This window comes from Thalassotalea agarivorans (assembly GCF_030295955.1).
Taxonomy (GTDB): Bacteria; Pseudomonadota; Gammaproteobacteria; order Enterobacterales; family Alteromonadaceae; genus Thalassotalea_D; species Thalassotalea_D agarivorans.
In genome coordinates this window covers 2,531,541-2,552,327 of sequence record NZ_AP027363.1, presented here as the reverse complement: position 1 = coordinate 2,552,327, position 20,787 = coordinate 2,531,541, and the positions used below count along the sequence as shown (strand labels likewise).

General features: G+C 42.1%; 18 protein-coding genes. 14 read left to right on the top strand and 4 right to left on the bottom strand.

All coding sequences use genetic code 11. From position 1 onward, the window contains the following. Positions 1-27 precede the first annotated feature (27 nt). From fabV to nqrF, 7 genes are all read left to right on the top strand, one after another. Complete coding sequence (gene fabV, locus QUD85_RS11660; RefSeq protein WP_093326921.1) at positions 28-1,215, top strand: enoyl-ACP reductase FabV; 1,188 nt, start codon at positions 28-30, stop codon at positions 1,213-1,215. Between the two features lie 335 nt (positions 1,216-1,550). Next, positions 1,551-2,888 carry a Na(+)-translocating NADH-quinone reductase subunit A gene (locus tag QUD85_RS11655; protein ID WP_093326923.1) on the top strand — a complete coding sequence of 446 codons (1,338 nt, stop codon included), beginning with the start codon at positions 1,551-1,553 and terminating at the stop codon, positions 2,886-2,888. Between the two features lie 2 nt (positions 2,889-2,890). Further along, positions 2,891-4,099, top strand: a complete 1,209-nt coding sequence (locus QUD85_RS11650) for an NADH:ubiquinone reductase (Na(+)-transporting) subunit B (RefSeq protein ID WP_093326925.1) — start codon at positions 2,891-2,893, stop codon at positions 4,097-4,099. Beyond that, positions 4,089-4,862 carry a Na(+)-translocating NADH-quinone reductase subunit C gene (locus QUD85_RS11645; protein WP_093326926.1) on the top strand — a complete coding sequence of 258 codons (774 nt, stop codon included), beginning with the start codon at positions 4,089-4,091 and terminating at the stop codon, positions 4,860-4,862. Before QUD85_RS11650 ends, QUD85_RS11645 begins: the two co-directional genes overlap by 11 nt. Continuing rightward, complete coding sequence (locus QUD85_RS11640) at positions 4,862-5,485, top strand: NADH:ubiquinone reductase (Na(+)-transporting) subunit D (protein WP_093326928.1); 624 nt, start codon at positions 4,862-4,864, stop codon at positions 5,483-5,485. Before QUD85_RS11645 ends, QUD85_RS11640 begins: the two co-directional genes overlap by 1 nt. Positions 5,486-5,490: 5 nt before the next feature. Beyond that, positions 5,491-6,114, top strand: coding sequence for an NADH:ubiquinone reductase (Na(+)-transporting) subunit E (nqrE, locus tag QUD85_RS11635; RefSeq protein ID WP_093326930.1), 624 nt, complete (start codon positions 5,491-5,493; stop codon positions 6,112-6,114). Between the two features lie 60 nt (positions 6,115-6,174). Beyond that, on the top strand, positions 6,175-7,398 hold the full coding sequence (nqrF, locus tag QUD85_RS11630) for an NADH:ubiquinone reductase (Na(+)-transporting) subunit F (RefSeq protein WP_093326932.1): 1,224 nt from the start codon (positions 6,175-6,177) through the stop codon (positions 7,396-7,398). Positions 7,399-7,469: 71 nt separating this feature from the next. On the opposite strand, the gene iadA is transcribed toward nqrF, so the two are convergent. From iadA to QUD85_RS11615, 3 genes are all read right to left on the bottom strand, one after another. Then, a complete protein-coding gene (gene iadA / locus QUD85_RS11625; protein WP_093326933.1) occupies positions 7,470-8,597 on the bottom strand; it encodes a beta-aspartyl-peptidase in 1,128 nt (375 codons plus the stop codon). 22 nt (positions 8,598-8,619) lie between these two features. Continuing rightward, positions 8,620-10,089, bottom strand: coding sequence for a putative basic amino acid antiporter YfcC (gene yfcC / locus QUD85_RS11620; RefSeq protein ID WP_093326935.1), 1,470 nt, complete (start codon positions 10,087-10,089; stop codon positions 8,620-8,622). 97 nt (positions 10,090-10,186) lie between these two features. Beyond that, positions 10,187-13,114 (bottom strand): TonB-dependent receptor domain-containing protein, encoded by a 2,928-nt coding sequence (locus QUD85_RS11615; RefSeq protein WP_093326937.1) that lies wholly within the window; start codon positions 13,112-13,114, stop codon positions 10,187-10,189. Positions 13,115-13,502: 388 nt separating this feature from the next. Here QUD85_RS11615 and QUD85_RS11610 point away from each other — a divergent pair, with 388 nt between their 5' ends. The 7 genes from QUD85_RS11610 (at position 13,503) to QUD85_RS11580 (ending at position 19,203) form a co-directional block, all read left to right on the top strand. Further along, positions 13,503-15,230, top strand: coding sequence for a cyanophycinase (locus tag QUD85_RS11610; protein ID WP_093326938.1), 1,728 nt, complete (start codon positions 13,503-13,505; stop codon positions 15,228-15,230). A gap of 88 nt (positions 15,231-15,318) precedes the next feature. Next, positions 15,319-16,332, top strand: a complete 1,014-nt coding sequence (locus tag QUD85_RS11605; protein WP_093326940.1) for an FAD:protein FMN transferase — start codon at positions 15,319-15,321, stop codon at positions 16,330-16,332. A gap of 96 nt (positions 16,333-16,428) precedes the next feature. Continuing rightward, positions 16,429-16,659: a (Na+)-NQR maturation NqrM gene (nqrM, locus tag QUD85_RS11600; RefSeq protein ID WP_093326941.1), complete on the top strand. Its 231-nt coding sequence runs from the start codon at positions 16,429-16,431 to the stop codon at positions 16,657-16,659. A 204-nt stretch (positions 16,660-16,863) separates the two neighbouring features. Then, positions 16,864-17,328: a 6,7-dimethyl-8-ribityllumazine synthase gene (gene ribH / locus QUD85_RS11595; RefSeq protein WP_093326943.1), complete on the top strand. Its 465-nt coding sequence runs from the start codon at positions 16,864-16,866 to the stop codon at positions 17,326-17,328. 12 nt (positions 17,329-17,340) lie between these two features. Beyond that, a complete protein-coding gene (gene nusB / locus QUD85_RS11590) occupies positions 17,341-17,757 on the top strand; it encodes a transcription antitermination factor NusB (RefSeq protein ID WP_093326944.1) in 417 nt (138 codons plus the stop codon). Positions 17,758-17,765: 8 nt separating this feature from the next. Next, entirely contained in the window at positions 17,766-18,734 is a 969-nt protein-coding gene (gene thiL, locus QUD85_RS11585) for a thiamine-phosphate kinase (protein WP_093326946.1), read from the top strand. Beyond that, a complete protein-coding gene (locus QUD85_RS11580; RefSeq protein WP_093326948.1) occupies positions 18,727-19,203 on the top strand; it encodes a phosphatidylglycerophosphatase A family protein in 477 nt (158 codons plus the stop codon). Before thiL ends, QUD85_RS11580 begins: the two co-directional genes overlap by 8 nt. A 292-nt stretch (positions 19,204-19,495) precedes the next feature. Here the strand turns inward: QUD85_RS11580 and serA are convergent, their stop codons facing one another. Then, positions 19,496-20,725: a phosphoglycerate dehydrogenase gene (serA, locus tag QUD85_RS11575; protein WP_093326950.1), complete on the bottom strand. Its 1,230-nt coding sequence runs from the start codon at positions 20,723-20,725 to the stop codon at positions 19,496-19,498. Positions 20,726-20,787: the final 62 nt, after the last annotated feature.

Below are 20,787 nucleotides of genomic sequence, written 5' to 3'. Positions count from 1 at the left end.
AACCACCTAATTAAGAAGGTAGATAGAATGGTCATTAAGCCAAAAATTCGTGGTTTTATTTGTACTAATGCGCACCCTGTAGGATGTGCTGCGCATGTTCAAGAACAAATTGATTATGTAAAAAGCCAAACACAACCTAGTACCCAGCCTAAAAATGTGCTGGTGATTGGTGCATCAACGGGTTACGGCCTAGCGTCAAGAATTACGGCTGCTTTTGGCAGTGGTGCAAAAACATTAGGTATCTTTTTTGAAAAGCCGCCGACAGAAAAGAAAACAGCTAGCGCTGGTTGGTATAATACAGCAGCTTTTCAAAATGCAGCAGATGCGGCAGGTCTTTGGGCGAAAAATATCAATGGTGATGCCTTTTCGCATGAAGTTAAAGCAAAAGCAATTGACGTGATTAAAGAAGAACTAGGCCAAGTCGATCTAGTAATCTACTCACTAGCTTCTCCTCGTCGCACCGATCCTGATACCGGTGAAGTATACTCTTCTACGCTTAAACCTATTGGCAAGACAGTCACGACGAAAAACTTAAATACATCAAAACGTGAAATTGATGAAGTGACGGTTGAAGCAGCAAATGAGGCAGAAATCCAAGGTACTATCGACGTCATGGGTGGCGCAGATTGGGAATTATGGATTAATGCGCTTAATGACGCTGGTGTATTAGCACAAGACTTTAAAACAACTGCTTATACTTACATTGGTAAAAAACTGACTTGGCCTATTTATGGACATGCAACCATTGGTCGCGCGAAAGAAGATTTAGATCGCGCTGCAAAAGCAATGAGTGACAGCGCAAGCATTCCGGGTAAAGCCTATGTCACGTCATTGAATGCTGTAGTTACACAAGCAAGCTCAGCTATTCCAATTATGCCGCTCTATATTTCAGCGATGTTTAAGGTAATGAAAGAAGATGGCACTTATGAAGGTGTTATTGAGCAAATCCAAGCCTTGTTTAATGAAAACCTTTACAGCGATTCGCCTCGATTTGATGAAGCGGGCCGTTTTAGCCAAAACTACAAAGAATTAGCTGACGACGTGCAAGCGCGCGTTGAAGATATTTGGGATAGTGTTACCACTGATACAATCGATTCGTTAACCGATTACACCAGCTATCACCAAGAGTTTTTGAAACTATTTGGCTTTGATGTTGCAGGCGTTGATTATGATCAAGACGTGTCTCCTTTGGCAGAAATAAATAATCTTGTCTAAACTTTAAAGTAGGCGAATTTAAGCGACTACAACAAAAGCGCCATGGAATATCCTTGGCGCTTTTTTTTGTTTGTAAAAGTTATACTTAAGTATGATAAATATCACCGATATTTAATGCTTTCTTTGATAGCTAAAAAGGATAGTTTTTGATAGAATTCGCGCCAGAAATTTTTAACTTAAGCGTTGGTGGCTTTGATTTCTAACGAAATTGTTGCTGCCGTAATACACTTAGGGCAATGATTTTCCTTTGTAAAAGAGCTGTTTAGGGAAACTTGAACGCTTTTTTTTAGGTCTAGTTATTGTCTTTAACTCCCATCAAAGTAGTGCAAGTGTTTATGATTACAATAAAAAAAGGTCTGGATGTTCCTGTTAATGGTGCTCCCCAGCAAGTAATCCATGATGGCCCAGCCATCAAAACCGTTGCCACGCTAGGTGAAGAGTTTGTGGGTATGCGACCTACAATGCATGTTCGTGTTGAAGATCGCGTAAAAAAAGGTCAGGTACTTTTTGAAGACAAAAAGAATCCTGGCGTTAAATTCACAGCTCCTGTTGCCGGTGTGGTTAAAGAAATTAACCGTGGTGAAAAGCGTGTTTTGCAATCTGTTGTCATTGAAGCTGACGGCGAAGAGCAAGAAACGTTTGCAAAGTTTGCTGCAGCTGAATTACCAAGTGTGTCCCGTGAAGACGTGGTGAAAAACTTAGTTGATTCGGGTTTATGGACTGCAATTAGAACGCGCCCATATAGCAAGATTCCTGCTGTTGATGCTCAACCAGAAGCAATTTTTGTTAGCGCGTTAGATACTAACCCGCTAGCGGCAGATCCTGCAGTGATTATTGCTGAGCAAGCGCAAGCTTTCCAAGACGGACTTACCATTTTATCTCGTTTAACTGAAGGTGAAGTATTTGTTGCTAAAGCACCGAATGCTGAAGTTGCGACAAATAGTGTTGCAACGGTACACGAATTTGCAGGTAAGCATCCTGCTGGTTTGGTTGGTACTCATATTCATCACCTTAAGCCTGTCGGTGCGGAAAAATTCGTATGGCATGTAGGCTACCAAGACGTTATTGCTATTGGTCAGTTATTCACAACAGGTGAACTTAATAGCGAGAGAGTTGTAGCGCTTGCAGGCCCTGCTGCGCAAAATCCTCGTTTAGTACGCACAGTTCTAGGTGCTAGTACTAATGAACTTGTTGCAGGTGAAGCGGTAGACGGTGAATTACGTGTTGTATCTGGTTCATTATTATCAGGTACTACGGCACAGGGACCTCATGCTTATCTTGGTCGTTACCATGTGCAAGTGAGCCTCATTCTAGAAGGCCGCGAAAAAGAATTTATCGGTTACATGTATCCAGGTCCTAACAAGTTCTCTGTGACACGTGCTTATATGTCCCATTTCTTCCCGAAGAAATTATTCAACATGACATCAACAACGAATGGTTCTCCTCGTGCCATGGTACCAATTGGTAACTACGAGCGCGTAATGCCATTAGATATTTTACCAACGTTGTTATTACGTGACTTAGTGGCTGGCGATACCGATGGTGCACAATCTTTAGGTGCGCTTGAGCTAGACGAAGAAGATTTAGCACTATGTACATTTGTTTGCCCAGGTAAAACAGATTACGGTGTGTACCTTCGTGACTGCCTAACCACGATTGAGAAGGAAGGTTAGACATGAGCTTAAAAACCTTTATTGAAGATATTGAGCCGCATTTTGAGAAAGGCGGCAAACATGAAAAGTGGTTTGCTTTATACGAAGCGATTGCTACTGGTTTGTTTACTCCTGGTTATGTAACTAAGGGTAAAACGCATATCCGTGACAGCATCGACTTAAAACGTATTATGATCACAGTATGGCTTGCGGTATTCCCAGCCATGTTTTTCGGTATGTATAACATCGGTTACCAAGCCGTAGATGCACTACAAGCAGGCTATAGCCTTGCTGATACTTGGCAAGTGGGTTTGTTCCACATGCTAGGTGGCGAGTTAAGTGCTGACAGTGGTTGGTTTACCATGATGCTTTACGGCGCCTGTTTCTTCCTACCTATCTATATGACGGTGTTTATCGTTGGTGGTTTCTGGGAAGTATTATTTGCGGCGGTACGTAAGCATGAAGTAAACGAAGGTTTCTTCGTAACTTCAATTCTATTTGCCTTAATTCTTCCTGCAACTATTCCACTTTGGCAAGCAGCTATCGGTATTACATTCGGTGTTGTCATTGCTAAAGAGATTTTTGGTGGTACAGGTAAGAACTTCTTAAACCCTGCATTAGCCGGTCGTGCTTTCTTATTCTTCGCTTATCCAGCTGAAATTTCTGGTGACGCAGTATGGGTAGCGGTAGATGGTTTCTCTGGTGCAACAGTATTAAGTGCTGCAGCAACTGGAGCATTTGAATATGCGCCTATCTTCTCTGCAAGTTGGATGGATGCATTCTACGGCTTCATTCCAGGCTCTGTAGGTGAAGTGTCAACACTCGCTATATTTATCGGCGGTGCGTATATCCTTTATAAAGGTATCGCGTCGTGGAGAATTGTACTTGCTGTGTTTGGCGGTATGGTTGTTACCTCGTTATTGTTTAACGCAATTGGTAGTGAAAGCAATCCATTATTTGCAATGCCTTGGTACTGGCACCTTGTTGTTGGTGGTTTTGCATTCGGTATGATGTTTATGGCAACTGACCCGGTAACTATGTCATTTACCAATACGGGTAAATACTGGTTCGGCGCTTTAGTCGGTGTCATGGTTGTACTTATTCGTGTTGTTAACCCAGCATTCCCTGAGGGTATGATGTTAGCAATTCTATTCGCTAACTTGTTTGCACCTTTATTCGACTACTTTGTGGTTCAGTCGAATGTGAAAAGGAGGATCGCTCGTGTCAGCTAATAAAGAATCATTCGGCAGAACGGTAGGTTTTGTTGTTGCAGTTTGTTTGGTCTGTGCATTGTTAGTATCTTTTGCAGCGGTTCAATTAAAGCCATTGCAAGTAGAAAACAAGCTATTAGACCAACAAACAAAAATTTTACAAGCGGCTGGTATTTTGCCTGAAGATCAATCTAAATCTTCAATTCAGCAAACATTCAAACAATTTGTTGAAGCGAAAATGATTGATTTGGACTCAGGTGAATACATTGAAGGCAACCCTGAATTATTTGATGAGCGTCGCAATGCGCGTGATACAAAGTTATCAGACAAGCCAGAAGATGATATTGCCGGTATTAATCGTCGTTCAAAAGACGCGGTAGTTTACTTAGTGCGTAACGGTGCTGGTGTAGTAGATACAGTAGTATTACCGATTGTAGGTTCTGGTTTATGGGACCTAATGCACGGCTATGTTGGCTTAGAAGCCGACTTAAACACTGTTAAAAACGTCATTTACTCTGATCATAAAGAAACTCCGGGCCTTGGTGCGGAAGTGATGAACCCTAAGTGGATTGCTTTATGGCCAGGTAAGAAAATCTACGGCGAAGGTGATGTTGTTGAAGCTAAGCTTGTTAAAGGCGGCGCTAAAGAAGATGACATCCACGGTGTTGATGCATTATCAGGTGCTACGCTAACAAGTAACGGCGTAACACACACGCTTCAGTTCTGGTTTGGTGCAGAAGGATATTTACCTTTCATCAAGAAAAATCGTGGAGGGCTTAACTAATGTCTTCAGAAAACAGCAAAGTTTTAACTAAACCGATTTTTGATAACAACCCGATTGCATTACAAGTACTTGGTATTTGTTCTGCGCTAGCGGTAACAAGTTCTATGGCTAACGCGTTAGTAATGACGTTAGCGGTAGTATTTGTTACAGCATTTTCGAACTTGTTTATCTCAATCATCCGCAACCACATTCCTTCAAGTGTACGTATCATAGTGCAAATGGCGATTATCGCTTCACTTGTAATCGTGGTTGACCAAGTATTGAAAGCCTTCTCTTATCAGCTATCAAAAGAGCTGTCGGTATTCGTTGGTTTGATTATCACCAACTGTATCGTAATGGGTCGTGCAGAAGCGTTCGCAATGAAAGAAAAGCCAGGTGTGAGCTTTTTAGATGGTATCGGTAACGGTTTAGGTTACGGTTTCATCTTAATCGCCGTTGCTTTCTTCCGTGAATTGCTAGGTTTTGGTACCTTGTTCGGTATCGAAATCCTACCGCTTATTCAAAACGGTGGTTGGTATCAAGCGAATGGTTTACTAGTTTTACCATTCTCGTCATTCTTCATTATTGGCTTGATCATTTGGGCAATTCGCCAATGGAAGCCAGAGCAGGTTGAGAAGGACTAGTCACGATGGAACATTATTTATCATTACTTGTTAAAACGATTTTCATCGAGAACATCGCCTTATCATTCTTCCTAGGTATGTGTACCTTCTTAGCGGTATCTAAGAAAGTAAGCACAGCGATAGGTTTGGGTGTAGCGGTTATCGTTGTTTTAGGTTTAGCGGTTCCTGTTAACCAAATTATTTATCAAGCGATCTTAGCGCCAGGTGCGTTAGATGGTGTGCTAGGAATTACAGATCCAGCAGAAACAGTTGATCTTAGCTTCTTGTCGTTTATTACCTTCATTGGTGTAATTGCGGCATTAGTACAAATTCTTGAGATGGTACTTGATAAGTACTTCCCAGCTTTGTATCAAGCGCTAGGTATCTTCTTACCACTTATCACAGTTAACTGTGCAATTTTTGGTGCTGTTTCGTTTATGGTTGCGAAAAACTTAACCCTAGGTGAAAGTGTCGTTTACGGCATTGGTTCTGGTATCGGTTGGGCACTTGCTATCGTATTGCTAGCGGGTCTTCGTGAGAAAATGAAATACTCAGATATTCCTGACGGTCTGAAAGGTTTAGGTATTACCTTTATTACAGCAGGCTTAATGGCGTTTGGTTTCTTATCGTTTGGTGGTATTTCACTGTAAGGTTAACGTAGAAGGTGAGGTTAACTTACCTTCTCTTGTAGAATAGCAAAGGAAAAGTCGATGGAAATTATTCTCGGCGTATCGATGTTCACAGTTATAGTACTAGCATTAGTTTTAGTGATTTTATTTGCTAAGTCTAAGTTAGTATCAACGGGTGACGTAAACATCGCAATTAACGGCGACCCGGATAAAAGCATTACAGCCGCTGCTGGTGGTAAGCTTTTAGGCGTATTAGCCGACAAAGGTATTTTCGTACCATCTGCCTGTGGTGGTGGTGGTACATGTGGTCAGTGTCGTGTACACGTTCACTCAGGTGGTGGAGACATTCTGCCAACAGAGCTTGGCCACATTACAAAGCGTGAAGCGAAAGAAGGCTGTCGTTTATCCTGTCAGGTAGCGGTTAAGCAAGACATGGATATTGAACTAGAAGATGAAATCTTCGGTGTTCAACAGTGGGAATGTGAAGTTATCTCTAACGATAACAAAGCAACCTTCATCAAAGAGCTTAAATTAGCTATCCCAGCGGGTGAATCTGTACCATTCCGTGCGGGTGGATATATTCAAATCGAAGCACCTGCCCATCACGTTAAATACAGTGATTTTGATATTCCAGAAGAATATCGTGGTGACTGGGAGCGTTTTGGCTTCTTCGATATCGAATCTAAAGTAGACACTGACACGCTTCGTGCCTACTCAATGGCTAACTACCCTGAAGAAGAAGGTATTATTATGCTTAACGTGCGTATCGCTACGCCGCCGCCTAATAATCTATCTTTGCCAGCGGGTAAAATGTCGTCGTACATTTGGAGCTTAAAAGAAGGTGATAAGGTAACGATTTCTGGTCCATTTGGTGAGTTCTTCGCCAAAGAAACTGACGCAGAAATGGTCTTTATCGGTGGTGGTGCAGGTATGGCGCCAATGCGTTCACATATCTTTGACCAACTTAAGCGTCTTCACTCTAAGCGTAAGATCTCTTTCTGGTACGGTGCGCGTTCATTACGTGAAATGTTCTATGAAGATGACTTTAATGGCTTAGCGGCTGAAAATGACAACTTTGATTGGCATGTAGCACTTTCTGATCCTCAACCTGAAGATAACTGGGATGGCTTAACAGGTTTCATCCACAACGTATTATACGAACAATATCTTAAGGACCATGAAGCGCCAGAAGATTGTGAATACTACATGTGTGGTCCACCAATGATGAACGCAGCTGTTATCGGCATGCTAAAAGATCTTGGTGTTGAAGACGAAAACATCATGTTAGATGACTTTGGTGGTTAATCCAAAATCATATATTTGATATAAAAAGAGCGACTAATAGTCGCTCTTTTTTTTACTATTTTTCTATTGGCTTAGTGCGAAATGCCTTTGGCAATTGTGGAAATTATTTCAAGACTTTCTTTATCTAGTAAGTTTAAATCAGCATCCGCGCCAACGTATATTCTTCCTTTGTTCGTTAGCTTTAAGATGTTTGCAGGCGTACTAGAAATACTTGCTAACGCGCTCGATAAATCAACTTTGTGCACTTTTACTGCTTCTACCATAGCCTCATGAAGGCTACGGACTTCGCCCACTTGTAAATCCGTTAACTTACCCGCTTCATCGAATACTGGCAGGCTTGCATTGCCGTCGGAGCTCATGGTGATGTTCGCGACTGGCACGCCTTGCTCTAAAGCCATTGCTAGTGCTCTAGCGGCCTTTACCTCGCCAGATGCAAGAATTTGCTCATTTGTACTAGTGGTTAAATCGATGAATCCACCTTGTTTTGCGTAATCAATACCCTTCGCTAAAAGTTCGCCTGTTCGATTGATATGGGTAGGATAAAACTGCGTAATAGGAATATCGGTTTCGTTAGCCACACTGTGTAATAGCGATAGCCCACTTTCTTCATCCCCCACATGGATACTAACTATACCTGCTTTGTTTGATAGCATACCGCCGACGCGCGCTTCTGATGCAAGCCTTGCAAGTTCGGCTACAGTCAATTGTGAACCTCTATGGTCAGCAATAGCAACTTCGCCAATGCCAATGAACTTTTCTATCATCATAATATCTTTGGTAATAGAACCAGTGACATTAACCGCCGGTACATGGTACGAGCCGGTGTAACTAAACACCGAAATACCTTGTTCTTCTAAGGCGTAGCTTTTTGCTAGTAAATTTTCCAAGCTTCGGCTGATAGAATCAGTACCAAGTACCCCTATAACCGTTGTAACGCCGCCTTTTAATGCGTCTTCAACAGACATTTCAGGTGTGCGAGTTGCAAAGCCGCCTTCACCACCACCACCTGTGATGTGAACAAGCGAGTCGACAAATCCCGGTACAAGAATTTGTCCTTGTCCATCGATGACTTCTACGTCAGGTAATGCATAACTAGATAAATCATTTTCAATGGCGACTATCTTTTCGCCCGCAATGAGTACATCTTTAATGCCCAATGAATCAGGTGCATATACATCAACCTGTTGAATTAACTTCATAAAGAATCCTTTGCTTTGACTGTTAACTGAAATTGATCAGTACGGCCAAAATTATAAATAGCATAGCGCTCGACATTATAACTGCCATAAATTTAATAATAAATTTCGCCCATACTAGCCATTCAATTCTAGCGACCCCTAAACAGCCAATTAATGACGCGGAAGTAGGAATGATCAGGTTAGTTAAACCATCGCCAAGTTGAAAGGCTAGTACTGAAATTTGTCGATTGACGCCAACTATATCACTTAATGGTGCCATCAGGGGCATAGTTAATGCTGCTTGCCCGGAGCCTGACGCAATAAAGAAGTTGAAAATCGATTGAAATACAAACATGAACAACGCAGATAACATCGCTGGCAGTTCACTTAACGTGTTGCCAGTAGCGTGCAGAATAGTATTTAAAACGCTTGGCTGATCTGCTTGGTCACCGCCTAGCATTATAACGATACCTTTTGCCATTCCGACTATCATGGCTGCAGGTAATAAATCTTTTGCGCCTTGTTGGAATGCATCTGCTACTTCATTGACGTGGAGTCGTTTGGCGAGGACAGCGATAAACCCAATTACCACCGCCATGGTAAAAAATTGACTAGCAATTTCAGGAATATAGTACCCTTTAGAAACCACACCATAAATCACCCATAAGATAGCAGCGAAAAAGGTGAGTAAAATTGCAGTATCTACCCAAGAGTATTGCTGTGTTTGCGGTTTATCCGCCGTGTTTTTGTGCTGTTTATCCACCAGGTAATTTGGCGATAGTTCAGGTTGCTTTCTTATTTTAGCTGCGTATCGCATAGTGAAAATAACACCTATGGTTGTTAGTACAAACCACATCACCATGCGAAACTGCATACCTGACATTAGCGGTACATCGGCTATTCCTTGTGCAATTGCGACACTAAAAGGGTTCATCCATGAGGCGGCAAATCCTATTTGAGTGGCAACGTAGGTGACTAGCACTGTTGTGATGGAGTCATAGCCAATGGCTAGCATAAGAGGCAAGAGGACGATACAAAAAGCGATAGCCTCTTCTCCCATACCAAATATCGCGCCCCCAAGAGAAAAAATCACGAACAGAATGGGAATAAATAGTACGTTAAGATGCTGCGTTTTTTTGATTAGCGCCAAAATACCGTTATCTACAGCGGCCGTCTTCATTACAATGCCAAACGCGCCACCGGTAAGAATGATAAAGATCATGACGCCGATGGCAGAGCTCCATTTGTCGCCGGAAACCATGCCCTCAAAGGCAAAATTCATAAAGCCTACGCCATCACCATCGGCGAACACTTTGACACTTTGATAGTCGTCAACAACCTGATAACTATCGGCAACAAGTACTTTTTTGCCTGTGTCAGCATCAATCGTGGTTTCAAATTTTCCTGCAGGAATAAAGTAGGTTGATATTGCTGCAACTAGTACTACAAAAAATAAAATAATGAATGCATCAGGCATTCTCTTAGCAGCAGTGTCTTGCGAAGATTGAGTCATTTCGTTTACCCAAAATGGCTATAGAGTTATTACTAATTAAAGCACTAAATTAGTGAGAGAAAAATGGTGGCTAGAATAACTAGCCACCTGCGTGCGTTTATTTAAAAAAGTAAGTAAAAGAAACGCGATAGTTTGCGCCAAGCGCATTGTGATTATATGAATCGTAACCACGTGATGAACCGTAAGCCACAGGTGGCTCTTCATCAAGTAAGTTATTCACTGTGAAGTTGATATTCATATTGTCGAAATCGTATCCGATATTGGCACGGATGGTGGTCCATGATTCAACGTCACGTTGGCCTTCGCTATCTAGCTCACCCAAATCTTCTAACTCATCGATATTGCGTCCGCGCAGGCCATCAATATCATCTGCATAGCTATCGGTATAATCCGCGGTGATACTTGCGTAGAAGTTATCTTGTGACCAACCAACTCGCAAGCTCGCGATGTTTTCAGGGTAACGCCATGTGCCGATTAACGCTTCGATTTCATCTGATCCCGGCTTGTTGCGGTCAAACTCAATGTAATGTGTTGCATTGATATCGAATGACAAAGTACCTGCCGAAAAATCAAAGTATTGTTCAAAGGCAAGGTCAACTCCTTTCACCGATTGTGAACCAGTGTTTTCAAGTTGAATAACATGATCGCGATAAAGCGGTAATTCAGCATAACGAGGGTTGTCGAATGCCACCCATTCATCCAAGATTTCAGTTAAGTTAGCACCATCCTGTTCAATTGTTAGGCCGCTTAAATCTGTCACTAGACACAGATCTTCTTCATATGAAATCCCCATTTCGCCTTCTGGCACAATACCACAATGGCGCAGGCTACTGTCGGTGATAGCAGCGTCCAATGTCGCTGTCATATCTGTATCTACCAGGTCATCATGTTCGAACTGCCAATAATCGACAGAAAGAGTGGTGTCATTACTTGGGCTAAAGGCAAAGCCAAAGCTTACAGCCTCTGACTCTTCTGCTTTTAATGCACTGTTACCAAGCTCTAGTACGTTGTTGCTGCGCTCATCGCCAAAGCCTTCACAATACAAATCTGCTACTGCTTGGTTTGAACCACAATCAAAAGTTGCTGTGGTGGTGCGCAATTTCACACCGGCTTGGGTTAAAGAAGGTGCTCTAAAAGAGGTTGACCATGAACCGCGCATGATTAACGAATCAAATGGTCTGTAACTAAAACTAACTTTCGGGTTAAAGGTTCCGCCAAAGTCATCATAATGATCGTAACGACCGGCTAATTGCACTTCTAACTGATCAGTGACAGGCACAAAAAATTCGGCAAAAGCGCCATATTGCGTTCTATCTGCAGCTGAAATACTCGAGCCAAAGCCAAACACGTCAACAAGATATTCGTTCTCTGCTCTTGCCACAGCGTTCATTGATGGCGTATCAGTGATTTCTTCTTTGCGCACTTCAACACCAAAGGCTGATCTTACGTAGTCGCTTCCAAGCTCGAACAATTCACCAGAAATTTTGGCGTCCCAAGCGTAAACGGTACTTTCACCGTCACGTGTTGGCACTTCTTGCGCAAGCGCTAAAATTGCATTGTTGGCGCTATCGCCTTCTAAAAATGGATTGTAAACTCCTGCAAGCCCGCCCGCTGCGCAGCTTAAGTTGGCGCCGTCAAAATTTGCAATTGAACCATCGTTACAAAGTTCACCTGTTAAAGCCGCATGATATTTGTAGCGATTGTAGATGCCTTTTACCGCTTCTTGCTGCGATTCAGATTTAGATAGAGTGATGGCACTTTCCCAATCCCAATCGTTGATTACGCCGCTTAGTCCTGAGACAAGTCTGAAGGAGTTTGTTTCGATTTCGATGGTACGAGGATCAGAGAATCTGGCGTCAAACATAAAGCCTTCATCAATAACTCTGCCAAGCAAGGAATCAAAATCTTCAATCCACATATCGTAAAGCAATGCGTCGCGTGTTTCGTCATCGAAAACGTCAAGTGCCGATACTGGTACAAATGGACCTTCAGTATCATCCACTCGGTTTATTGGCGCAGGCGAGGATACTGCAACTGACTTGTTATGACTGTAAAAAAAGTCGGTGTTCCAAGTAATATCTCCGAATTCTTTACTGAAGATCAAACCTGTAGAGCCCGCTTCCAAAGCGCTTAATAGTTCATCATCTTCATTGCGATAATAAGCACATATTTCTTCGCCAAATTCAGTAGTCACAAACTCCGTTTTACAATTTGGCGCGCCGATTTCATCTAAACCAGAGTATGAAGAAAGGTAGTAGATGTTCGGCGTATCTTTGGGCAGATAAGAATAGTTGCTTTCTAACACTGGCGTTGCCGTGTAGTCGCGATCTTGTGCGCTAAAGCTATTGCGATCAAAATAATCTGCAAACAAGGTCAACTGACCGCCAAGTACTTCAGTGCCCCAAATAAAGTTAATGTTGTATTTGCCTTCGTCACTATCGGCGAAGCTATTACCGTACGACAAGTTAATTTCAGCGCCGTCGTAATCTTTCTTCAGAATATAATTAATTACACCGGCGACCGCGTCTGCACCATACGTGGCTGATGCGCCTGTCGCTAAAATTTCAATACGCTCTATTGCTGCTAATGGAATACTGTTTACATCGACAAAGTTTTGCGTGCCAGAAGCAAACGAGCTTGCAGCTACGCGACGGCCGTTGATTAATGTAAGTGTTGAACTTGCGCCTAAGCCTCTTAGCGAAGCGGCAGCTTGACCAGCCGGAGTAGAGGTTGAAGTAGCACCACTTTCAGAAGTGTTAAATGAGCCAGTACCACCGCGCGTTTGCGTAATTTGTACCATCAGCTCAGACACTGTTGAGGCTCCTGAAGATTTTATATCCTCAGCCGATAACACAACCATGGGTTGCATACCTTCTAGATCAACGCCTTTAATATTACTGCCTGTTACAACAATTTTTTCGACGTCTGTTTCTTGCGCCGGTTGTTCCTCTTGCGCTAAAGCAGAAGAGGTAAAAAGAACACTCGCAATAGCAAGTGCTACAGAATTTGGTTTAAAAAGTGACATGTTAAATCCTTCCAAAGCACGACGGACATGCGCGCACAGTCGCAGCGACGTGACAAATCAATTTATATTTTTTATTGGGTTTTGATGGCGAATGACAAACGTTCGCAAATACAATAACTTGTATTACGATTTATTCGTCAAACCACTCCGAAAGGTAGTAGTTTTGATAAGAATATGTTGATAGCGAGAAAGCTTTCTTGTACATATATAAAGGTTCTTATCTCATCGATGAAAAACAGTGTGTTGTTCATCTTGGGTTTAAAAAAGTGCTTGTTGGCGCAAGCAGTGTTTTTGTTGTCTTATTTTTAGAAATACTCTGGTTGAATTTTCTTGTCAACACTTTGATGCAAGAAAAAAACTAACTTATCAATAAAACAAAGGACAAAAAATGCTGTTAAAATCCGCTATCTTGTCGATATTATTACTAATTTCCTGCCTTTCTTGGGGCAAAAATGTTAATCAAGACGCAAAGCTTTTTCTTGTAGGTGGTGGTTTAAATACCTGCTCATCAATGTCACTTAAACATTGTCAGCGATCTGATTTCGTTGTTGCTGATAGTAAAAAATCCCCCCTATATCGTTTATCCAATGAAAATATAGCATTGCTTTTCTCGCACTGGTCGCCAGATCATTTGCCTCAGCAAAGGCGTGATTTAGAGCGTCTACTTAAACGTATTGCGCGAAAAAATAGAAAAAACCTTTCCTATACGCAACTACGGGAATTGTGGCTAGACAATAATGGCCGCAAAACAGTTAATGCATTGGCTGACAAAGAATTCTACCTGATGCTGGATGCTTTAGAGGTGGGGTTATTTTTGGAAGATGGCACTCGCATGAAAGAGGTCGTGCAGCTTTCATTGTCAAAGAATGAATTTTCTCAGGAAATCTTTTATGAATTTGTTTCACTAGCCAAACAAAAAGCCAAGCAAAAACAAAGAGAAAAGCCGGTTGTATTAGTTGTTACCGCATCAGCAAGAGATCCTTATGAAGCCGTTGATTTTTATACCTCAGTGTTTGAACAAGCGGGCGCTACAACGCAATGGTTACCGATTGATAAAGCGTTAAATACGTTATGGCAAAACAGTGGGCAGTGTCAGCAGTTAGCGCAGTTTCAAGCAAGCGCATTAAATACCCTAAAAAGAGCGCAGATATATCCTGATCATTTTATGCAGCAGCAAAAAATGTGCGCAAACCAACAAGCTTTTGTTGAGCTGATACAAGACGCAGATGGGTTGTTTATTAACGGTGGTGATCAATCACTTACCGCAGCTACCTTTAAAAATAACGATGGTAAAGACAATGCAGTGTTAAAAGCTATTCGTACGCAAATGAATAGTAATAAGTTAATCGTGGGAGGCACTAGTGCCGGTACCGCTGTAATGTCTGGTAATGAAGCATTATCGTTACCAATGATCACTAACGGTAGAAGTGAAAATGCCCTGGTGCGTGGCGCTAAAGCCAATGTGCTGCCTAGCGCAGGATGTCAAAAGGCAAACGCATGTAAAAATGATGTGTTAAACGATGATCTAACCTACAAATCTTCTGGCGGGATTGGCTTGTTTCAATGGGGGATAATGGACACTCATTTTTCAGAACGCGGCAGACAAGGCCGATTAGTCCGATTAGTGCAGGATACCGCCGTCCCATTTGCTTTTGGTGTTGATGAGGCAACAGCATTAGTGGTGTCGTGGCAGGAAGATTCACCAATTAGTATGAATATAGTTGGGCAAGCCGGTGTTTTTGTTGTTGAGGGTAAGCAAAACAATAACGTGAGTGTCCATTACTTAACGCGTGGCGATTCAATGTTTCTGAACGAGTCGACATTAAGCGCGCAATTTGCCGATTGGAAAAAAACGCCGAAAGTGACAACTAAACCCTTGAGTGTTGATTCAGATGTGTTTGCTGACGACAAATTTGTTAAGGCTGTTGCTGCATTTTGTCAAAATGCTTCAAAAAAAATGCAACTGACTAGTCAGTATCTAGATTCAGATATCTTAGTTACCCTTACAAAAACTGATGATTGGAGAAGCGGACAGGGGCGTTTTAGCAAATTTAGACCAGAGCGCATTTATTGTAGTTATGTCGGCTTGGATTTCTCTTACGCGTTTACCGATTAAACAATAGTTCAATGCGCATTTTTGCATGTGATAGCGGCGGTTTTATTGGTAGAATAGCGCGATTAAATTTTTGCTAGGTTGTTGATTGATGTTGAGACGTTTTACTTTTGTCATATTACTGTGTTTTCTTGCAGGTTGTTTTCCTGGGCAGGGCATTCCTAAAAAACAGGAATTGCACTTGCAAGGATATACCATGGGTACAACCTATAACGTAAAAGTTATCGTCGACAATGACTTTGACTCAGCAGCGTTGCAAACGAAGATTGATGCGGCTTTGGTGCAAGTTAATGATGAAATGTCTACTTATCAACAAGATTCTGAAATAACGCGCTTTAATCAGTCTCAAGGTAAGCAACCTGTGGCTATTTCAGCAGGCTTTCGCACAGTATTAACCGAAGCGCTAAAAATCGCTGAACAAACTAATGGCAAGTTAGATATTACGGTTGGCCCGTTGGTAAATTTATGGGGGTTTGGACCTGATTTACAGCCTGAGCGAGTTCCTTCAGAACAAGACATTAGTATTGCCAGGGAGCGTGTCGGTTACAACAAAGTGGTGCTAACCGAGCAAGGACTAAGTAAAACGCAACCGGATATCTACATTGATTTATCAACCATTGCGAAAGGGTGGGGTGTTGATGTCGTTGCCATGTTAATAGAAGCTGAAGGCATTACTGACTATTTAGTAGAGGTCGGCGGTGAAATGCGTTTGAGCGGATTTAAAGCGACAGGTGAGCTTTGGCATGTGGCAATAGAAAAGCCGGTTACAACAGAGCGTGCAGTCCATCAAATCATCGTACCTAAAAATAACTCAGTCGCTACCTCAGGTGATTATCGCAACTATATTGAAGTTGATGGAAAGCGTTATTCTCACATCATAGATCCAGATACTGCGTATCCTATTGAACATCGTTTGGTGTCAGTGACGGTTATCCATCCGTCGTCGATGATTTCGGATGGCTTGTCGACTGCTATAATGGTGATGGGGCCAGAACTTGGTTTGGCCTTTGCAGAAGAGCATGAACTTGCCGCTTTGATGATTGTCAAAACTGACACTGGCTTTGAAGAAATTGTGACAAAGTCGTTCATGCAATACCTTAAGTAGCGTTACAATTTCGTGACTTTGCCATTGGAGTTGTCGCGCAAAAATAGGTAGAATAGCGCCGCTTTATTCATCGGGCATAATTTGCTGGAATTTAATATGACAATTTTTCTTATTACATTTGGTTTTTTTATTGTTGTTGTCGCGGCTATGGCCGTGGGCTATATATTTCAGCAAAAAAGTTTAGCGGGTAGTTGTGGTGGCTTATCTACAATGGGTATTGAAAAGGCTTGCGACTGCGATAACCCATGTGAAAAACGCTTAGAAAGAGAAAAGAAAGCGGCACAAAAAGAGAAAGCTAAAAACCTCATCGATGTAAAAAATATTTAAATAAAAGCGCCTAAAATGGCGCTTTTTTTATTGCACTTTATCTAATTCTTCTTCTTTTTTGCCAGTCTTCTGCGGAAAACTTTAATCCCTTGATCTACTATTATTTTATTCAATAGAGCGCAAAACTTAGCGACCGCTAATATGTTGGTATAAATGCTTTGTTTTTGGTAGAATTGCGCCACTTTTTTCCACTGGGATATTTAAATGAACGTAATTGAAGGTAACTTTGTCGCTACAGGCAAGAAATTTGCTATTGTTGTTTCTCGCTTTAACAGCTTTATTGTAGAGAGTTTGTTAGAGGGTGCAGTTGACGCGTTGAAACGTCATGGCGCTGTAAACGATGCTGACATTACCGTAATTCGTGTTCCTGGTGCGTATGAACTTCCTGTTGCAGCAAAACGTGTTGCCTCTAAAGGCGATTTCGACGCAATCATTGCTATTGGCGCTGTTATTCGCGGCGGTACACCACATTTTGATTTTGTTGCTGGCGAGTGTAACAAAGGCCTTGCACAGGTTGCCATGGAATTCGATACACCAGTAGCATTTGGTGTAATTACAACTGATACCATTGAACAAGCTATCGAACGTGCTGGCACTAAAGCTGGTAATAAAGGTGGTGAAGCGGCATTGAGCGCGCTTGAAATGGTTAATGTACTAGAGCAACTTTAATAGGTATTAAGCGTGAAACCATCACCGCGTAGAAAAGCAAGAGAACTTGCCGTTCAAGCCGTATATTCTTGGCAAATGAGTAACAACAGCGTGTTAGACGTTGAAACTCATTTTTTGACTGAGAACGCAAAACGTCGTTTCGACATTGAATATTTTCAAAAGCTGTTTAAAGGCGTTAATAGCAATATGTCTTCGCTTGATGAGGCCATCAAGCCATATGTTGATCGTCCGTTTGAAGATATTGATTTGGTTGAAAAGTCTATCCTTCGCGTTGCTGTATATGAATTAAGCGAATGTTTAGATGTGCCATATCGTGTTGTTATTAATGAAGCTATTGAGTTGGCAAAAAGTTTTGCTGCTGATGATAGCCATAAGTTCGTTAATGGCGTATTAGATAAGGCTGTGAAGGTAGTACGCCCTGGCGCCTAGTGCTTGTCATGAAAGAATTTGATCTGATCAAAACCTATTTTGCGAAGCAACTGGTTAAACGTAAAGACGTTGCATTGGGCGTTGGAGATGATTGTGCCATCTTATCTGCCCCTGAAAACAAGCAAATAGCAATCACTACCGATACTCTCGTTGCAGGTACACACTTCCCTGAAGATACGCCTGCGAGAGCTATTGGACATAAAGCCGTAGCTGTTAGTTTATCGGACTTAGCTTCTATGGGGGCCGAGCCGCTTTGGATATCTTTAGCTATTTCACTTCCGCGTGTAGAGCAGTCATGGATTGAAGAGTTTTGTGAAGGCTTGTTTGAACTTTGCGAATACTACAACGTGCAATTAGTAGGTGGTGATACCACACAAGGCCCTCTAACCATTACGACAACAGCACAAGGTAGCGTTAATAAAGACAAGTTCTTAACTCGCAGCGGCGCGTCCAGAGGCGATTGGTTGTATGTTACTGGTAATGTTGGCGGTGCAGCGCTTGCGCTCGAGCAACACTATGGTCGACTAACATTGTCACAAGAAGACAAAGAAGCCGTATTTGAGCGGTTAAATCACCCATCTCCTCGCGTATTAGCGGGACAGATCATTAAAGATTATGCCAGCGCGGCAATCGATATCTCCGATGGGGTTTTGGCTGATCTAACCCATATTTGCAATGCGTCATCGGTTGGAGCCAATATTGTGCTTGATGATATGCCCATGCACGCGGCTATTAGTCACTACCTTCCACAAGACAAAGCCTATTCACTAGCGCTCAATGGTGGTGACGACTATGAATTGTTGTTTGCCGTATCTGAATCCAACAAAGTGGCCGCAGAAACCGCGCTTTCTAATGCCAACATTCCTTTTTCTTGCATTGGTCAAACGAACGCTTCGGGTAAAATAACAACAACCATGAATAACAAACCGGTAGCAATAGATATTCAAGGCTACCAGCACTTTGCTAGCAATGAATAAATCAACCAAAGTTAATTTTAAGCTATCAGATCCTGTCCATTTTCTAGCGTTAGGCTTTGGTAGTGGATTAGCACCTAAAGCGCCAGGAACCTTTGGCACATTAGCTGCTATTCCACTGGTTTTGCTAATGGCCTATCTACCTGCGTTAGAGTATGCCGCAGTGATGTCTGTAGCCATCGTATTTGGCGTCTATTTGTGTGGCAAAACGGCGCGTGATGTAGGCGTTCACGACCATGGTGCAATTGTATGGGATGAAATTGCTGGCCTTATGGTGACTATGTTTATGATGCCAATAACATGGCAATCTGTTGCTTTAGGCTTCGTACTGTTTAGGATTTTCGATATCCTAAAACCTTGGCCTATTAGCCTGCTAGATAAAAAAGTACATGGCGGTTTGGGTATCATGCTAGATGATATTCTTGCTGGCGCGATGGCTTGGTTGATTATGTATTTCGTGTTTTTGCATTAAAGAACTACATCATTAAAAGCTATAGGCAATATGCCTAAAGTAAGTAGTTAAAGGCGCATAAAGCGCCTTTTTTTGTTTTTAAAAATATTTGGGGTCAGATCATGTTCTGACCCCAAATTTATCCATTTAATTATCAACTATTCAATTCATTCAGCAACTTAACTAAATAACGTGAAATTTATTCTAAGTATTTATCGGCTGGGGTCAGAACATGTTCTGACCCCATATGTTCATGTAGTAGGCATAAAAAAAGGCGCTAGATGCGCCTTTTTTGAGTAAAGGGGTCTGCTGTTTAGTGCAAAACGCGAGCGCGAATTGTACCGTCAATTTGTTTTAATTCAGCGAGTGCTGCTTTGCTTGAGTCAGCATCGATATCGATAACTACATAACCAATTTCGTCATCGGTTTGTAGATATTGCGCGGCGATGTTGATGTTAAGCTCGGCAAAAATTTGGTTTATTTGCGTTAACACACCAGGTTGGTTTTTATGTATATGCAATAGTCGGCTTGCTTGCGTATGCTCTGGCAATGACACTTCAGGGAAGTTAACTGCAGATAGAGTAGAGCCATTATCTGAATATTTAGCTAGCTTACTCGCCACTTCTAGGCCAATGTTTTCTTGGGCTTCTTTCGTACTACCGCCAATGTGTGGCGTTAAAATCACATTGTCGAACTCGCGTAATGGAGAAACAAACTCTTCGTCATTGCTCTTTGGTTCAACAGGGAATACGTCGATGGCAGCGCCACCTAGTTTTTTCGATTCTACGGCAGCTGCTAGCGCATCAATGTCTACAACAGTGCCACGAGACGCGTTGATAAAAATTGCGCCGTCTTTCATTGCAGCAAACTGCTCAGCTGCCATCATGTTTTGCGTTTGCGGTGTTTCTGGTACGTGCAAGCTAACAACATCTGATTCGGCAAGCAGGGCATTTAATGTTTGAACTGGCTGTGCATTACCAAGTGGTAGTTTTGTTTCAATGTCGTAAAACTTAACTTTCATGCCTAAGGTTTCGGCCAGAATACCTAGCTGTGTACCGATATGGCCATAACCGACGATACCAAGGGTTTTACCTCTTGCTTCTACCGAACCAGCAGCTGATTTGTTCCAAATACCTTTGTGCGCCTGTGCATTTTTCTCTGGGATGCCACGTAGTAGCAACAACGCTTCACCTAACACTAGCTCTGCTACCGAGCGAGTATTTGAAAATGGCGCATTGAATACGGGTACACCTAGCTTCTTCGCTGCAGCTAAGTCTACTTGGTTTGTACCAATACAAAAACAACCGATTGCCACTAATTTTTTAGCATGAGACAACACGTCTTCCGTTAGGTTTGTGCGAGAGCGAATACCAATAAAATGGACATCTTTAATTTTCGCTTTTAAATCTTCTTCAGCTAACGAAGATTTATGGTACTCAATATTGCTGTACCCCTTTGCTTTAAGTTCTTCTACCGCGCTTTGGTGTACACCTTCTAACAGAAGGATTTTAATTTTTTCTTTTGCTAAAGATTGGGTTGTCATGTCCAAGTCTCAAATTTATTTAGATGGCTAGATATCTAAACTAACATATAGTGCTAAAACTC

What these genes read in the sequence shown, in the direction of transcription:
- QUD85_RS11655 (WP_093326923.1), top strand. Translation starts at nt 1,551, where the DNA reads ATGATTACAATAAAAAAAGGTCTGGATGTTCCTGTTAATGGTGCTCCC.
- nqrM (WP_093326941.1), top strand. Translation starts at nt 16,429, where the DNA reads ATGACAATTTTTCTTATTACATTTGGTTTTTTTATTGTTGTTGTCGCG.
- fabV (WP_093326921.1), top strand. Translation starts at nt 28, where the DNA reads ATGGTCATTAAGCCAAAAATTCGTGGTTTTATTTGTACTAATGCGCAC.
- thiL (WP_093326946.1), top strand. Translation starts at nt 17,766, where the DNA reads ATGAAAGAATTTGATCTGATCAAAACCTATTTTGCGAAGCAACTGGTT.
- nqrE (WP_093326930.1), top strand. Translation starts at nt 5,491, where the DNA reads ATGGAACATTATTTATCATTACTTGTTAAAACGATTTTCATCGAGAAC.
- ribH (WP_093326943.1), top strand. Translation starts at nt 16,864, where the DNA reads ATGAACGTAATTGAAGGTAACTTTGTCGCTACAGGCAAGAAATTTGCT.
- QUD85_RS11650 (WP_093326925.1), top strand. Translation starts at nt 2,891, where the DNA reads ATGAGCTTAAAAACCTTTATTGAAGATATTGAGCCGCATTTTGAGAAA.
- nqrF (WP_093326932.1), top strand. Translation starts at nt 6,175, where the DNA reads ATGGAAATTATTCTCGGCGTATCGATGTTCACAGTTATAGTACTAGCA.
- QUD85_RS11610 (WP_093326938.1), top strand. Translation starts at nt 13,503, where the DNA reads ATGCTGTTAAAATCCGCTATCTTGTCGATATTATTACTAATTTCCTGC.
- QUD85_RS11605 (WP_093326940.1), top strand. Translation starts at nt 15,319, where the DNA reads ATGTTGAGACGTTTTACTTTTGTCATATTACTGTGTTTTCTTGCAGGT.
- iadA (WP_093326933.1), bottom strand. Translation starts at nt 8,597, where the DNA reads ATGAAGTTAATTCAACAGGTTGATGTATATGCACCTGATTCATTGGGC.
- QUD85_RS11640 (WP_093326928.1), top strand. Translation starts at nt 4,862, where the DNA reads ATGTCTTCAGAAAACAGCAAAGTTTTAACTAAACCGATTTTTGATAAC.
- QUD85_RS11615 (WP_093326937.1), bottom strand. Translation starts at nt 13,114, where the DNA reads ATGTCACTTTTTAAACCAAATTCTGTAGCACTTGCTATTGCGAGTGTT.
- serA (WP_093326950.1), bottom strand. Translation starts at nt 20,725, where the DNA reads ATGACAACCCAATCTTTAGCAAAAGAAAAAATTAAAATCCTTCTGTTA.
- yfcC (WP_093326935.1), bottom strand. Translation starts at nt 10,089, where the DNA reads ATGACTCAATCTTCGCAAGACACTGCTGCTAAGAGAATGCCTGATGCA.
- QUD85_RS11580 (WP_093326948.1), top strand. Translation starts at nt 18,727, where the DNA reads ATGAATAAATCAACCAAAGTTAATTTTAAGCTATCAGATCCTGTCCAT.